At 70.3% G+C, this 13,596-nt stretch carries 11 protein-coding genes, 1 tRNA gene and 1 riboswitch; of the genes, 8 read left to right on the forward strand and 4 right to left on the reverse strand.

Annotated features, from left to right (window positions below; translation table 11 throughout):
• Positions 1-120: 120 nt before the first annotated feature.
• Positions 121-924 (reverse strand): DUF881 domain-containing protein, encoded by an 804-nt coding sequence (locus tag FHG89_RS06255; RefSeq protein WP_139583405.1) that lies wholly within the window; start codon positions 922-924, stop codon positions 121-123.
• 222 nt (positions 925-1,146) lie between these two features.
• Between FHG89_RS06255 and FHG89_RS06260 the strand changes: the two genes are divergently transcribed.
• From FHG89_RS06260 to FHG89_RS06280, 5 genes are all read left to right on the forward strand, one after another.
• Entirely contained in the window at positions 1,147-1,410 is a 264-nt protein-coding gene (locus FHG89_RS06260; protein WP_139583406.1) for a cell division protein CrgA, read from the forward strand.
• A 288-nt stretch (positions 1,411-1,698) separates the two neighbouring features.
• The gene (locus FHG89_RS06265; RefSeq protein WP_139583407.1) at positions 1,699-3,897 is read left to right on the forward strand and encodes a (Fe-S)-binding protein; all 2,199 of its coding nucleotides are present in this window, start codon (positions 1,699-1,701) and stop codon (positions 3,895-3,897) included.
• A gap of 116 nt (positions 3,898-4,013) precedes the next feature.
• Positions 4,014-5,327, forward strand: a complete 1,314-nt coding sequence (locus FHG89_RS06270; protein ID WP_139583408.1) for a hemolysin family protein — start codon at positions 4,014-4,016, stop codon at positions 5,325-5,327.
• Positions 5,320-6,321 (forward strand): hemolysin family protein, encoded by a 1,002-nt coding sequence (locus FHG89_RS06275; RefSeq protein ID WP_139583409.1) that lies wholly within the window; start codon positions 5,320-5,322, stop codon positions 6,319-6,321. Before FHG89_RS06270 ends, FHG89_RS06275 begins: the two co-directional genes overlap by 8 nt.
• A gap of 167 nt (positions 6,322-6,488) precedes the next feature.
• Positions 6,489-7,502: a C40 family peptidase gene (locus FHG89_RS06280; RefSeq protein ID WP_139583410.1), complete on the forward strand. Its 1,014-nt coding sequence runs from the start codon at positions 6,489-6,491 to the stop codon at positions 7,500-7,502.
• Positions 7,503-7,557: 55 nt separating this feature from the next.
• On the opposite strand, the gene FHG89_RS06285 is transcribed toward FHG89_RS06280, so the two are convergent.
• The gene (locus FHG89_RS06285; RefSeq protein WP_139583411.1) at positions 7,558-9,531 is read right to left on the reverse strand and encodes an N-acetylmuramoyl-L-alanine amidase; all 1,974 of its coding nucleotides are present in this window, start codon (positions 9,529-9,531) and stop codon (positions 7,558-7,560) included.
• Between the two features lie 235 nt (positions 9,532-9,766).
• Positions 9,767-9,903, forward strand: a riboswitch (cyclic di-AMP (ydaO/yuaA leader).
• Between the two features lie 13 nt (positions 9,904-9,916).
• Between FHG89_RS06285 and FHG89_RS06290 the strand changes: the two genes are divergently transcribed.
• A complete protein-coding gene (locus tag FHG89_RS06290) occupies positions 9,917-10,957 on the forward strand; it encodes a C40 family peptidase (RefSeq protein ID WP_139583412.1) in 1,041 nt (346 codons plus the stop codon).
• Between the two features lie 60 nt (positions 10,958-11,017).
• Here FHG89_RS06290 and dcd read toward each other — a convergent pair whose 3' ends face one another.
• Positions 11,018-11,596 carry a dCTP deaminase gene (gene dcd, locus FHG89_RS06295; protein WP_139583413.1) on the reverse strand — a complete coding sequence of 193 codons (579 nt, stop codon included), beginning with the start codon at positions 11,594-11,596 and terminating at the stop codon, positions 11,018-11,020.
• A 96-nt stretch (positions 11,597-11,692) separates the two neighbouring features.
• Between dcd and FHG89_RS06300 the strand changes: the two genes are divergently transcribed.
• On the forward strand, positions 11,693-12,250 hold the full coding sequence (locus FHG89_RS06300; RefSeq protein WP_139583414.1) for a pyridoxamine 5'-phosphate oxidase family protein: 558 nt from the start codon (positions 11,693-11,695) through the stop codon (positions 12,248-12,250).
• 68 nt (positions 12,251-12,318) lie between these two features.
• On the opposite strand, the gene FHG89_RS06305 is transcribed toward FHG89_RS06300, so the two are convergent.
• Entirely contained in the window at positions 12,319-13,302 is a 984-nt protein-coding gene (locus tag FHG89_RS06305) for a zinc metalloprotease (RefSeq protein WP_139583415.1), read from the reverse strand.
• 204 nt (positions 13,303-13,506) lie between these two features.
• On the opposite strand from FHG89_RS06305, the gene FHG89_RS06310 reads away from it, so the two are divergent.
• Positions 13,507-13,577: transfer RNA gene (locus FHG89_RS06310), tRNA-Gly, on the forward strand.
• Positions 13,578-13,596: the final 19 nt, after the last annotated feature.

Here is a 13,596-nt window from a genome sequence, read left to right on the forward strand (position 1 = left end):
GCTCCGGGGTGGGCCAGTTGCTCGCCGGCCCGGGCCGGGCCGCCGGCTCGGGCCGGTCGACCTTCGGCAGGAACTCCGTCGGATCGTCCGCCTGGTCCCGGTGTCGCCCGTCCGCGCCGCTCACCTGGGCACCGTAGCCGAACGCAGGGCGGTCGAGTCCTCGAACGCCGGCACCGTCACCCTGGCGACGGCCTCCTCCTTGTAACCGAGCTGGTAGTCGTCGACTGCGTCCTTGAACAACCGGACTCCCTCGGAACCGGCGAGGGCCTGCTGAAGGGCAGCGGGATCGCCGATTGCTACGATCTTGAACGGTGGGGAGTACACCCGCCCGTGCAGCAGCAGGGTGTTACCGACGCAGCGTACCGCGCTGGTCGCGAGCACGCGGACGTTCATGATTGACATGGCCTCCGCCCCGCCGGCCCACAGCGCGTTGACCACCGCCTGGACGTCACCCTGGTGCACCACCAGGTCGTCGTTGCTGGCGTCCGGGTGGACCTGGTCCGACTGCGGCGCGTCGTTCAGCTCGACAGTTACGCCGGGGCCGGCGAGCGCGGTGAAGCCGGCGGCCTGGAGGCTGCCGGCGGCGCGGTCCCGCTGGGCCTTGATCGGGCCGTCCGAGTCGGCGAGCGCGTCGGTCCGTTGCTCGACCTCGCCGCGCAGCTCGGCGGCCCGGCGTTCGCTCCCCGCGACCTGCTCGCGGCGGTCCTCGATGAACTGGTTGAGCTGCGGCCGACGATCCTCCCGCAGCGCGGTGCCGTCGGCGGTGGTGGCGGAGGTGGTGAAGAGCAGCCCGGCCGCGGCGGCGATCAGGGGCACCCCGATCGACCAGCCCGGTCGGCGTTGGCGAGGTCGCCGGGGCAGCAGCCCGGCGCCGGCCCGTCGGAGGACCTTCTGCCAGGAGGCAGCGCCGGATGTGTACTCCACCGAGCGTTCCTTCCGCGTGTCGGGGATGGGTCCGCCCCGGCCAGGCCGGTGATGCGAACAGTCCCGCCTTTTTCGGTCACTCCGTGCACCGGCCTGACCCCATTCGTGGTCCGGGCGGGCGTTCCGGACTACGCTAGCTCTCGAACATTATTGGCCATGGACCGTCGCCCCCGCGCCCGGTTGTCAGGCCGGACGAGGTCGTCACCCCCTCTGGAGAGCGTCGTGCCCAAGTCACAGGTCCGCAAGAAGAAGGTGTACACCCCGCCGACGGACGTGCGTCCGACGACGACGGCGACGTCGCGCAAGCCTAGCCCGGTGTGGTTGCCGGTCACGGCGGTCGCCCTGATCGTCGCCGGCATCGGCTGGCTTGTCGTCTACTACCTCTCCGAGCAGCAGTACCCGGTCATGTCGTGGGGTTACTGGAACCTCGCGGTGGGCTTCGGTGCGATGGTCGCCTCGCTGGTGCTGCTCTCCCGCTGGCGCTGAGTCGGCTCCGGTGCCGAGTCGCCGGAGGATCCACGTCACCCCACGTGCCCCTGCCCGGCAGGACCGGGCGGGGCCCCCTATGGTGTCCGCAGGGCGGCGTGGCCGGGTGCGAGATGACTCACGTTACTGCTAAGTAACCTTGCGCGTAGGCTGCACTGCATGACCGAGCGGAGCGAGGTCATCGACCGGTCCGGTCGCGGGTGCGGCAACGGCGTGACGCCGTCTCCGCCCTGATCCGGCCCCGGTCGCCGAGCCGCTCGACAGGCAGCAGACCGGGAGGCCAACTCGATGGGCAGCGTCCAGATCGTCACCACGATCCTCGCGGCCGGCATCACCGCCGTGGCGGTGTGGCTGGCGGTGCGTGCGGTCCTGAAGATGACGGCCGTCATCCGGCTCGGCCAGCCCGCGCCGGAGCGGTTCGCCGACAAGGGTGCCCGGACGAAGACCATGCTTGTGGAGACCGCCGGCCACACCCGGATGCTCAAGTGGAGCGTGGTGGGTGCGGCGCACTGGTTCGTGATGGTCGGGTTCATCGTGCTGTCGCTGCTGGTGCTCGAGGCGTACTTCGAGGTGGCCACCACCGACGGCGGGTTGCCGATCATCGGCCACTGGACGATCTTCGGCCTGGTCACCGAGATCATCGGTGTGCTGGGCCTGGTCGGCATCCTGGTGCTGATGGCGATCCGGCTGCGCAACCGGCCGAACCGGCCGGGCGGACGCTCCCGGTTCACCGGCTCGACCATGTGGCAGGGCTACTTCGTCGAGTGGATCGTGCTCCTGGTCCTGATCTTCGGGTTCGTCATCCGGGGCTTCAAGGTCGCCACCGACCACTTCGAGTTCCCGTTCTGGGCCACCCCGGTCAGCCACGCCGTCGGTGCGGTCCTGCCCGACTGGGCGGACGGGGTCAGCGTCGCCGCAGCCATCAAGATCATCATTTCGATGACGTGGCTCATCGTCATCTCCCTGAACGTCACGATGGGCGTCGCCTGGCACCGGTTCCTGGCGTTCCCCAACATCTTCTTCAAGCGTGAGCCGGCCAAGCCGGCCGGCTCCGGCCTCGGCGCGCTGCGCCCGATGACGAGCCAGGGCAAGCCGCTCGACTTCGAGGAGGCGGACCCGGAGAAGGACCAGTTCGGCGTCGCCCACGTCGAGCAGTTCAGCTGGAAGGGTCTGCTGGACTTCAGCACCTGCACCGAGTGCGGTCGCTGCCAGTCGCAGTGCCCGGCCTGGAACAGTGGCAAGCCCCTGTCGCCCAAGCTGCTCGTGCTGAGCCTGCGCGACCACGCGTACGCCAAGGCGCCGTACCTGCTGGCCGGCGGTGGCAAGGACCTGACCGGTGAGGAGAAGGCCACCCAGGCGCAGCTCGCCCACCTGGACGTGCTGTCGCTCGCCGAGGGTGACAAGCCGCTGATCGGCACCGCCGAAGAAGGCGGTGTCATCGACCCTGACGTTCTCTGGTCCTGCACGACCTGCGGTGCCTGCGTCGAGCAGTGCCCGGTGGACATCGAGCACGTCGACCACATCGTCGACATGCGCCGCTACCAGGTGCTGATCGAGTCGAGCTTCCCCTCCGAGGCCGGCGTCATGCTGCGCAACCTGGAGAACAAGGGCAACCCGTGGGGCGCTCCGCAGAACACCCGCGAGGACTGGACCAAGGGCCTGGACTTCGAGGTGCCCCGGGTCGGCGAGGTGGACGACTTCGAGTACCTGTTCTGGGTCGGCTGCGCCGGCGCGTTCGAGGACCGGGCCAAGAAGACCACCCGCGCGGTGGCCACGCTGCTCAACGAGGCCGGCGTGAAGTTCGCGATCCTGGGCGAGGGCGAGACCTGCTCCGGTGACCCGGCGCGGCGGATCGGCAACGAGTTCGTCTTCCAGATGCTCGCCCAGCAGAACGTCGAGACCCTGAACGAGGCGTTCGAGGGCCGGGAGAAGGCCAAGCGCAAGATCGTCGCGACCTGCCCGCACTGCTTCAACACCCTGGGCAACGAGTACGGCCAGCTCGGCGGCGAGTTCGAGGTGGTCCACCACACCCAGCTGCTGGCCCACCTGGTCTCCACCGGCAAGCTCACGCCGGTGCAGCCGGTCGACGGAGGGGTCACCTACCACGATCCCTGCTACCTGGGTCGGCACAACCGGGTCTTCGCCGCGCCGCGCGAGGTGCTGGGCGACGCGATCGCCGGCGAGATCGCCGAGATGCCGCGCAACAGCGAGCGCTCCTTCTGCTGCGGTGCCGGCGGCGCCCGGATGTGGATGGAAGAGAAGATCGGTAAGCGGATCAACGTGGACCGCGTCGAGGAGGCCATGGCCACCGGCGCGAAGACGGTAGCGGTCGGCTGCCCGTTCTGCTCGACGATGCTCAGCGACGGCGTCAACGGCAAGGGCGCCGGTGAGCAGGTCGAGGTGATCGACGTGGCCACCGTGCTGCTCCGCTCGGTCAAGCCGGAGCAGCCGCAGGGCGGCAAGGAGACCGCGCCGGTCGCCGGCTGAGGCGCGTACACCTGGGATCTGAACATCGACGACGGCGGCCCCCTGCGGGCCGCCGTCGTCGTGCAAGAATCTCGCCGAGGTGAGGCGACATCGACGGCCTACTCTGGACGACGCTGTTGCCCCTGGTCGGCTTCGTCGCGCTGACCGCGGGCAACGCGTTTTTCGTCGCGGCCGAGTTCGCCCTGGTCACGGTCGACCGCGCGGAGATCGACAGGCGGGCCGCCGCCGGCGACCAGGCTGCCCTGACGGTACGCACCGCACTGCGTGAGCTGTCCTTCCAGCTCTCCGGGGCGCAGCTCGGCATCACCATCACGGCGCTGCTCACCGGCTACCTGGCCGAGCCGGCCCTGGCGCGGATCTTCACCCCGGTGCTGCGCCCGGTCGCGGGGGACGGCGCCGAGCGGTTCACGCCGTTCCTGGCGCTGGCGCTTGCCACCCTGCTCTCCATGCTCTTCGGTGAGCTGGTGCCGAAGAACGCGGCGCTGGCCCGGCCGATGCCCGCCGCGCTGGCCACCGCCGGCCCGATGCATGCCTTCTCCCGCACGTTCGGCTGGCTGATCCGGGGGTTGAACGGCTCGGCGAACCGGCTGGTGCGGGCACTCGGCGTGGAACCGCAGGAGGAGTTGGCAAGCGCCCGCTCGCCGGAGGAACTGGGCCTCCTGGCGGCGATCTCCGCCCGGGCCGGCGCGCTGCCCACCGACACGGCGATGCTGCTGCGTCGCACGATCCGTTTCGGTGACAAGCGGGCGGCCGAGGCGATGACGCCCCGCGTGGACGTGGTGGCGTTGCGGGCCACGGCCACGGTGGCCGAGCTGCTGGAGGAGTCCCGGCGGACCGGACGGACGCGCTTCCCGGTGTACGAGGAGACCCTGGACCTGGTCACCGGGGTGGCCGGTGTGCCCGACGCGCTGGGCGTGCCGCTGGCCGCGCGGGCGTCGACCATGGTCGGCTCGGTCGCCCGCGAGCCGGTGTACGTGCCGGAGAGCCTCAACCTGGATGGCGTACTTGCCGCGTTGAAGTCGGCCGGTGCCGACCTGGCGATCGTGGTCGACGAGTACGGCGGCACGGACGGCGTGGTGACCGTCGAGGACCTGGTCGAGGAGCTGGTCGGGGAGATCGCCGACGAGTTCGATGCGGCCACGGTGGACGACGTCGACCCGGTCGGGTTGACGGTGCCCGGTGGGGAACGCACCGTGCTGGTGGACGGGGTGCTGCGGTCCGACGAGGTGGCCGAGCAGACCGGTTTCCAGCTGCCCGACGGGCCGTACGAGACGCTGGCCGGGTATCTCATGGCCCGGCTCGGGCACATCCCGCTGGCCGGCGAGACGGTCGAGGCCCAGGGTTGGGAGTTCACCGTGGTGGAGGTGGAGCGGCACCGGATCGAGCAGGTCCGGGTGCTGCGCCCGGCGGATCCGGACGACGATGACTGAGCTGCTGGTGACGGTGGTGCTGCTGCTGGGCAACGGGTTCTTCGTCGGCAGTGAGTTCGCGCTCATCGCGTCCCGGCGTACGGTGATCGAGCCGTTGGCCGCCGGTTCGAAGCGGGCCCGGTGGGCGCTGTCGGCGATGAACCAGATCCCGCTGATGATCGCTGGCGCCCAGCTCGGCATCACTGTCTGTTCGCTGGGGCTCGGTGCGATCGCCGAGCCGGCGCTGGCGCATCTGCTGGAGCCGCCGTTCCACGCGGCCGGCCTGCCGGAGCGGGCGGTGCACCCGGTGGCGTTCGTGCTGGCGCTGGGCCTGGTGGTCTTCCTGCACACGGTCGTCGGCGAGATGGTGCCGAAGAACATCACGCTGGCCGGTCCGGAGGTCTCCGCGCTGTGGCTCGGCCCGGCGATGCTGGCGTTCTGTGTGGCCACCAAGCCGCTGCTGCTGGCGATGAAGTGGGCCGCCCGCCGGGTGCTCGCGTTCTGGCGGATCGAGGCGTCCGAGGCGGTGAAGACGGTGTTCACCGCCGAGGAGTTGGCTGGTCTGGTCTCCCAGGCGCGTACCGAGGGTCTGTTGGACGCCGAGCAGCACGCCCGGATCACGGGGGCGCTGGCCCTGCACGCGCGGACCGCGGCGGACGCGTTGCAGCCGTGGTCGACTGTGGTGACGGTGGCCGAGGACGTCTCACCGGCGTCGCTTGAGGTGTTGGCGACCCGGACCGGTCGGTCCCGTTTTCCTGTCGTGCAGCGGTCGACCCGGCGGGTGCTCGGTTTCGTGCACGTCAAGGATGTGCTCGGCTATGCCGGGCAGAGTCGTCGGGCACCGGTGCCGGCTCAGGTGTACCGGCCGTTGGCGGTGGTCCCGCCGGAGCGTACGTTGGCGGATCTGCTGCTCGCGATGCGCCGCGAACGGCGGCACATGGTGCTGGTCAGCGACGGCCGGCGTCCGCTCGGTGTGGTGACGCTCGATGACGTATTGACCGCAATCGTTGGCTGATGAACCAATACCCTTGGTGTGCAAGCGGTTGCGCGACAGTCACCGTGACCGGGTTCGCCTTGATTCCGGTGCGACGCTTCCCTAATGTGGGGCACCGACCGCTGTGGGTCGTCTGCCTCGGCCCTTCCCTCACGCGAGGCGCCCGGCGGTCGGTTGCAAAGGAGTCGATGCCGGTGGCAACCATGCCCCCTCATCGTCACGCCCCGGGACTGTCCGCGCGGCCGGGCGGTCTGCGCCGGGTCGCCCACCGTCTGCTCGTCCTGGTCGCCGCGGCGGCCGTCGGTGCCGGTGTGCTCGCCGCGCCGGCACAGGCCGAGCCCACGGTCGACGAGATCGAGGCCCAGATCGACAAGCAGTGGGAGCAGTTGGAGCCCACTATCGAGCAGTACAACAAGGTGCGGGCACAGCTGCAGGTCAACCGCAAGAAGTCGGCCGACCTCCAGAAGAAGATCGAGCCCCTGGCGCTGCAGAGCGAGCTGGCCCTCAACCGGGTCGGTGACCTCGCCTCCCGCTACTACATCTCGGGTCCGTCGCACGACATCGGCGCCCTGCTGGTCGCCGCCAAGCCGGACACCCTCACCGAGCAGCTCACCGTTCTCGACCGGCTCGCCGCGCAGGAGCGCAAGGAGGTCGAGGGTGTGCTGGCTGTGCGGGCCAAGTACGACGGCGAGAAGCAGAAGCTGGACACGCTGATCACCACCCAGACCAGGCAGCAGAACGAGTTGGCCGCCAAGAAGAAGCAGATCGACGTCGAGATCAAGAAGCTCGAGGCGTCCCTGCCGAAGACCACGGTCAAGACCCCCGGTTGCCCGACCATCAACGGCGTGGTCAACGCGGCCGCCCAGAAGGCGATCAAGACCGCCTGCCAGCAGGTCGGCGATCCGTACGTCTGGGGTGCCACCGGCCCGAACTCGTTCGACTGCTCGGGTCTGACCCAGTACGCCTACAAGTCGGCCGGGATCTACCTCACCCACCACACGGGTGACCAGTGGAACGAGGGCAAGGCCGTCTCGCGAGCCGACGCCCGCCCCGGTGATCTGGTCTTCTTCTTCTCCGGCCTGAGCCATGTCGGGCTGTATTTGGGCAATGGCCAGATGGTGCACGCGCCACGTGCCGGTAAACCGGTGCAGGTGTCCAGCATCAACACGATGCCGGTCGCCGGGTTCCGCAGACCCGGCTGATCCGCTCAGGCACGACGACGGCCCCCGGTCACCGACCGGGGGCCGTCGTGGTTTCTCAGCGGGGCGCGCCCACCGGCGACGGCAGGAGCTGCACGTCGTCCAGGTTGACGTACATGATGCGGTGGCCGAACTGGATCTGCGCGTACCGGTTCTCGCCGCGGATCACCGTCCAGTCGCCGGGCGATGACCCGTCGAACGTGGTGGCCCGGTAGTACTCGCCGGCCAGCACCGCACCGACGGCGTACCGCTGCCCGGCGGCCAGGGTGTACTGCAACGGAGAGATGGTCTGGTAGGGCACGCCCTCGGGGTAGGCGGCCTGCTCCGGGTACGCCCGCCCGTACACCGGGATGGTGGCCCGGCCGGGCTTCGGGACGGCCACCACGCCGACGGTCCAGCTGGCGGTCGGCGCGGACGCCGGGTTGTGGAACCAGGCCCGTTGCCCGAGGTACCAGATGGCCGTCCAGTCACCCTGCCGGCCGGCGAGCGCGTACGTCTGGCCGGCGGAGGCCCGGGCGCCGTGGTCGGACACCTCCATGGTGTTAGGGGTGCCGTCGGGGCGCAGCGCGACGTCGTTGACCAGCGGCGCGTCCGCGGACGGCGCGGTGCGCAGCACCACCGACGAGGAGCCGCGCGGTGTGCACGGCACGCCCGGGGTGACGCATCCGGTGAACGCCGGCTGGTTGGTGGCGTAGTCCGGGTCGATCCGGACCAGCCCGGTGGCCGGGGTGCCGGTGTCCAGTCGCGGGGCGTGCAGCAGGTCGAAGTAGTGCGTCCAGTCCCAGTACGGCCCCGGGTCCCAGTGCATCCCGCGCACGGTCGACGCGACGGTGCCGGGCACGTTGTCGTGGCCGATGATGTGCTGGCGGTCCAGTGGGATGCCGAGTCGCAGCGCGAGGTGCCGGACGAGCTTCGCCGAGGTCCGGTACATCGCCTCGGTGTACCAGGTGCCCTGCGCGGCGAAGCCCTCGTGCTCCAGCCCGATCGACTTGGCGTTGACGTACCAGTTTCCGGCGTGCCAGCCGACGTCCTTGGTCTTCACGTGCTGCGCGATGTGCCCGTCCACCGAGCGCAGCGAGTAGTGCCAGCTCACGTACGTCGGGTCCTGGACGAGTTTCAGGGTGGTCGCCCAGCTCGCCTCGGTGTCGTGGATGACGATGTACTCGATCTTCTGCCGGGCGGGCCGGTCGGAGAGGTCGTGGTTGCCGTAGTCGCCGTCGCCGAACGCCTGGTAGGGCGCCGGGATCCACTCGCAGGAGATGGTGCGGGGGCACTCCAGCCCGTCCGGGCGGGCCAGGCGACGCAGGCCCAGCCGGTCCAGCCAGGAACGCTCCGGCCGTACCGCGCTGGCCGGCAGCGTGATCCGCTGGCCGTCGTCGGTCACCCGGGACTCCCCGGCGCCGATCGTGGTGAAGACCTCGTCGGCGAAGGCCGCCGCGGCGTCGGCGCTGTCCGCGCCGGCGTAACGGGCCACCGCGCCGTACCAGGCGGCCGGGTCGGTGCCGGCTCCGACCGGGGCACCCAACTCCCGCTGGTACGACGCCAGCAGCGCCGCCCCGCCACGGATGTTGGCGTTCGCGTCGGTACGCAGCGACTCGGGTGTCATGCCGGTCAGCGCGGCGGCGGCGTCCACGGTCTGCAACGCGGCGGTGGGCGGTGCGGGGTCCTCGGCCAGCGCCGGCGCGGGTGCCCGCGCGGGGCGCGAGTCGTCGCCGCGCGGGTCCTCGGTGCCGGTGTCGTGGTGGCCGCGTCCGGGCAGGGCGGCCACGTGGCGGGCGTCGGTCAGGTGCATCGGGCCGTAGCCGCCGCTGGTGCTCGGTGTGCCAGCGTTGCTGTCCCAGCGGGACTCGAGGTAGGAGACACCGAGCAGCACGGTGGTCGGCACGCCGTACTCCGTCGCCGCGGCGGCGTACTGCTGCTGGCGGTCGGGGGCGGGCGCGGCGCCGGCGGGTGGCGGTATCGCGGTCGAGGCGGCGACCACGGCGGCGGTGAGCAGGGCGAGCCGGCCTGCGGACAGGGTTGGACGGTGCATCGAACCCCCTAGATTTACGCGGATGAAGGTGAGGTCACCTTCGCGCCGCTCGGGAGTCCGCGTCAATACCTTTCCATGTATCGACGCGATCGGAAAGAAATCTTCGCGTACGCGCCGTGACTCTCTCCAGTCGGTACGGAGTGTCACGGCCGCACGGGTTGCGGATCGGTAACGGGCGTCTCTACTCTGGTCATTTGTCGGCCCGACAGCAGGTCCGCCCAGCCCGGGCGGTAACGGACCGACACCGCCGAGTCGCTTCCGAGCGAACCGGGGACCCAGGTCCCCCGGGGTGAATCCGCAGCCACTGCGGTAGGGCGCCGACTTCCCGCCCGAACCCGTCAGCTAACCCGGTAGGCGGGTCAGGAAGAAGGAGAACGGAACCCCGGTGGCACTCCATGCCCCGCGGCCGTCGTCCGAGCGGCTGGCAGCAGCCGGTCCGTCGTCGATCGTGCCGCGCCCACGCTGGTCCCGCTTCACCACCGCTCTCGCCGCACTTGTCGGCGTCGCCGTCGTCCTCACCGGCAGCGCCACCGCGGCCCACGCCGACCCGTCCGTCGCCGAGATCGAACGCCAGATCGACGCCGACTGGAACAAACTCGAACCGATCATCGAACGGCACAACGCCACCCGGACCGATCTCGTCGCCAAGCGCAAGCAGGCCGATGCGCTGGCCGCCCAGATCGCCCCGCTGGAGCGTCAGGTCGACGCCGCGATGGACAAGGTCAGCGCCCTGGCCGTGCGCGCGTACAAGGGGGAGAACGTCTCCACAGTCAACGCGGTCCTGGGCAGCCGTTCGCCGAGCGAGGTCGTCGGGCAGCTCGAGATGCTCGACCGCTTCGCGCACAACCAGCAGCAGGACGTACGCGAGGTGGCCGACCTGCGCGACGAGCTGGCCGCGAAGAAGGCCCCGCTGGACGAGATGGTGGCCCAGCTGACCCGCACCGAGGCCCAGCTGGCGGCGAAGAAGAAGCAGATCAACGAGGAGATCGACCGCCTTCAGAAGCTGCGCCTCAAGGTGTACGGCAACGGAGGCGGCGGTCCGCTGCGTCCCGCGCCCTGCCCGGCGAGCTACCCGGGTGGCGCTGCCGGCACGGCCGTGAAGTTCGCCTGCGCGCAGATCGGCAAGCCCTACGTGTGGGGCGCCGAGGGCCCGAACTCGTACGACTGCTCCGGGCTGATGCTGGCCGCGTGGGCCAAGGCCGGCGTGAGCCTGCCGCACAACGCCGCCGCGCAGAGCCGGGTCACGAAGGACGTCAGTCGGGCCGACCTGCGCCCCGGTGACCTGGTCTTCTACTACAGCGACATTCACCACGTCGGCATGTACGTCGGCAACGGCTGGGTGGTGCACGCCTCCCAGGCCGGTCAGCCGGTCAAGATGAAGAAGGTCGACGACGGCCCGATCCACAGCTACGGCCGCCCAGGCTGATCAGAGGTGACCGAAGGGCCCGTCGCGATCCGTTCGCGGCGGGCCCTCGTCGTCCCTGCCTCAGCGGGTCGGCCAGGTGCGCCAGTGCTGCCAGGCCCGGCTGGGCGTCGGCCCCCGCTGGCCCTGGTAGCGCGAGCCGTACACCGCCGAGCCGTACGGGTGCTCGGCCGGCGAGGAGAGCCGGAAGATGCACAGCTGGCCGATCTTCATGCCCGGCCAGAGCGTGATCGGCAGGTTCGCCACGTTGGACAGCTCCAGCGTCACGTGCCCGGAGAAGCCCGGGTCGATGAAGCCGGCGGTGGAGTGGGTGAGCAGGCCGAGGCGGCCCAGACTCGACTTGCCCTCCAGCCGGCCGGCGAGCTGGTCGCCGAGCGAGATCACCTCAAGCGTCGAGGCGAGCACGAACTCTCCCGGGTGCAGCACGAACGGCTCGCCGTCGGGCACCTCGACCACCGAGGTCAGGTCGTCCTGCTGCATCGCCGGGTCGATGTGGGTGTAGAGGTGGTTGTTGAAGACCCGGAACAGCCGGTCGAGTCGTACGTCGATGCTGGAGGGTTGGACCAGCATGGGCTCGAAGGGCTCCAGGCCCAGCGCGCCGGCCTTGATCTCGGAGACCAGGTCGCGGTCGGAGAGCAGCATCGGACTACCATAGCGCCTTGCGTACTGGCGGAATTCGGTGCCGGTGACCAGCGCGTCGAGGTCGCTGGTCGTACATTTGTTCGATAGAATGCCCACATGGCTTCCTGGTCCGAATTCGCCGCCGACGAGCCCCGACTCGCCGACGGGATCCGCGTTCTCCTCCAGCAGTACGGGCCGGGCTTCGGCTACCTGGCCACGGTCCGCGCCGACGGCGGGCCCCGGGTCCATCCGGTCTCCCCGGTCATCACCGACGAGGGCCTGTTCTGCTTCGTCATCGACTCCCCGAAGCGCCGCGACCTCGAACGGGACGGCCGTTACGCGCTGCACTCGTTCCCGCCGGAGGAGAGCGACGACGAGGCGTACGTGGCGGGTCACGCCCGGCCGGTGACCGACCCGGCCCAGCTGGCCCGGTTGGCCCAGGGCGCCCGGGCCGAGCCGCACGTCGACTGGCGGCTGTTCGAGTTCACCGTCGACGTGGCGATGCTGACCCGCCGCGAGCAGCCCGTAGCGGGCATTCCGGGTTTCACGCCGGGCCGGCCGGCCGTGCAGGTCTGGCTCGACCCGCACGCTCCGCCGGTGGCGTCCGCGCCGGTCGCCGTACCGCCGACGCGCTCGACCCGTCGCAGCCGCGACGTGCAGTGCACGGCCGCCTGACCACGGCCCGAAAGACGCCGGTGCCGGCTCCGTCGTGACGGAGCCGGCACCGGGTGTACGCGGAGAAGCTACGCGGCGCGGTAGGCGTTCCACGCGGTGATCATGCGGCTCGCCTGTCCCGGGGTGAACTGGTACATGCACGAGTCGTAGGTGTAGTCCATGAAGTTGGTGATCGGGTCCAGTCCGGTCGCCGAGCAGGTGTCCCGCCCGGTCGGGCACTGGTACGCCGGAGAAGCCTCGGCCGGGGTGTCGCTGACGCCGTCACCCGAGCCGCCGCAGCCGCCCTGGAAGGTGTGGTAGAGGTTCAGCCAGTGGCCCACCTCGTGGGTGCCGGTGTCGCCCTGGTTGTAGTTGGTGGCGGTGCCGCCCGGCAGCGACTCGTTGAGCGCGACCACGCCGTCCATGCTGCTCAGGTTCCGCTGCGGGAAGGTTGCCCAGCCCAGCAGGTCGTTGCTCAGCTCACCGAGGTAGATGTTGAGGGTGTTCTTGCCGCCCACCCGCAGTGAGGACTTCATCGACCGCTCCGCCGACGAGCCCTGCACGATCGGGTACCACGACGGGTTCGTCACCCGGTTGATCTTGTCGAGTCGGAAGGCGAAGGCGGTTGCCGCACCGCCTGTCGACCCGGCGTAGGCCTGGTTCAGCACGCTGATCTGCGAGGTGATCATCGAGTCGGGGATGTTGCCGCCGGCCCGGGTGCTGTTCTCCTGGATCACGTGCACCACCACCGGGATGGTGACGGTGGCCAGCGTCGTCGCGCCGGCGCCGGCCCGGTAGTTGGCCCGCTCGCGCAACGCCGCCGCCAGGTCCGCGTCCCGCTCGCGGACCTGCTTCGCGGTCAACTCGTTCGGGTCGTGCTTCGCCGCCGCACCGGGCTTCATCCGGGCGTCGGAGTGACTGTCGGCCGGCTCCGCGCAGGCGCCGCCCGGCGCCGCGGAGAAGGCCGAAGCAGCCGGAACGACGCCCACCGCGGCGGTGCTGAGCAGCAGCGCGAGGGTCGTCGACGCGACACCGGCGGCACGCCGGGTCAGCAGGTTGGGACGGGGTCCCATGGGCCCACCTCTTTCTGGCGGCGTGGCAGGGGGTGTGTCACGCCGTGGCTGGCAACGTGTGGCAGACGTTACAACCCATCGACGCATTTGAGAACGGCCATATGTTGCCGTCCGGAAACTTCTTTCTGGGTGCGTGGGGGTGGCGGCGCTCGCGGGGGTACCTGGGTGCACCGGCTCGACCACTCGGGTACAGTGGTGCCGCTTGCGGGTGTAGTTCAATGGCAGAACATCAGCTTCCCAAGCTGACAGTGCGGGTTCGATTCCCGTCACCCGCTCCGATCCGAAGGCCCTGGT

This window comes from Micromonospora orduensis, assembly GCF_006228125.1.
Classification (GTDB): Bacteria; Actinomycetota; Actinomycetes; order Mycobacteriales; family Micromonosporaceae; genus Micromonospora; species Micromonospora orduensis.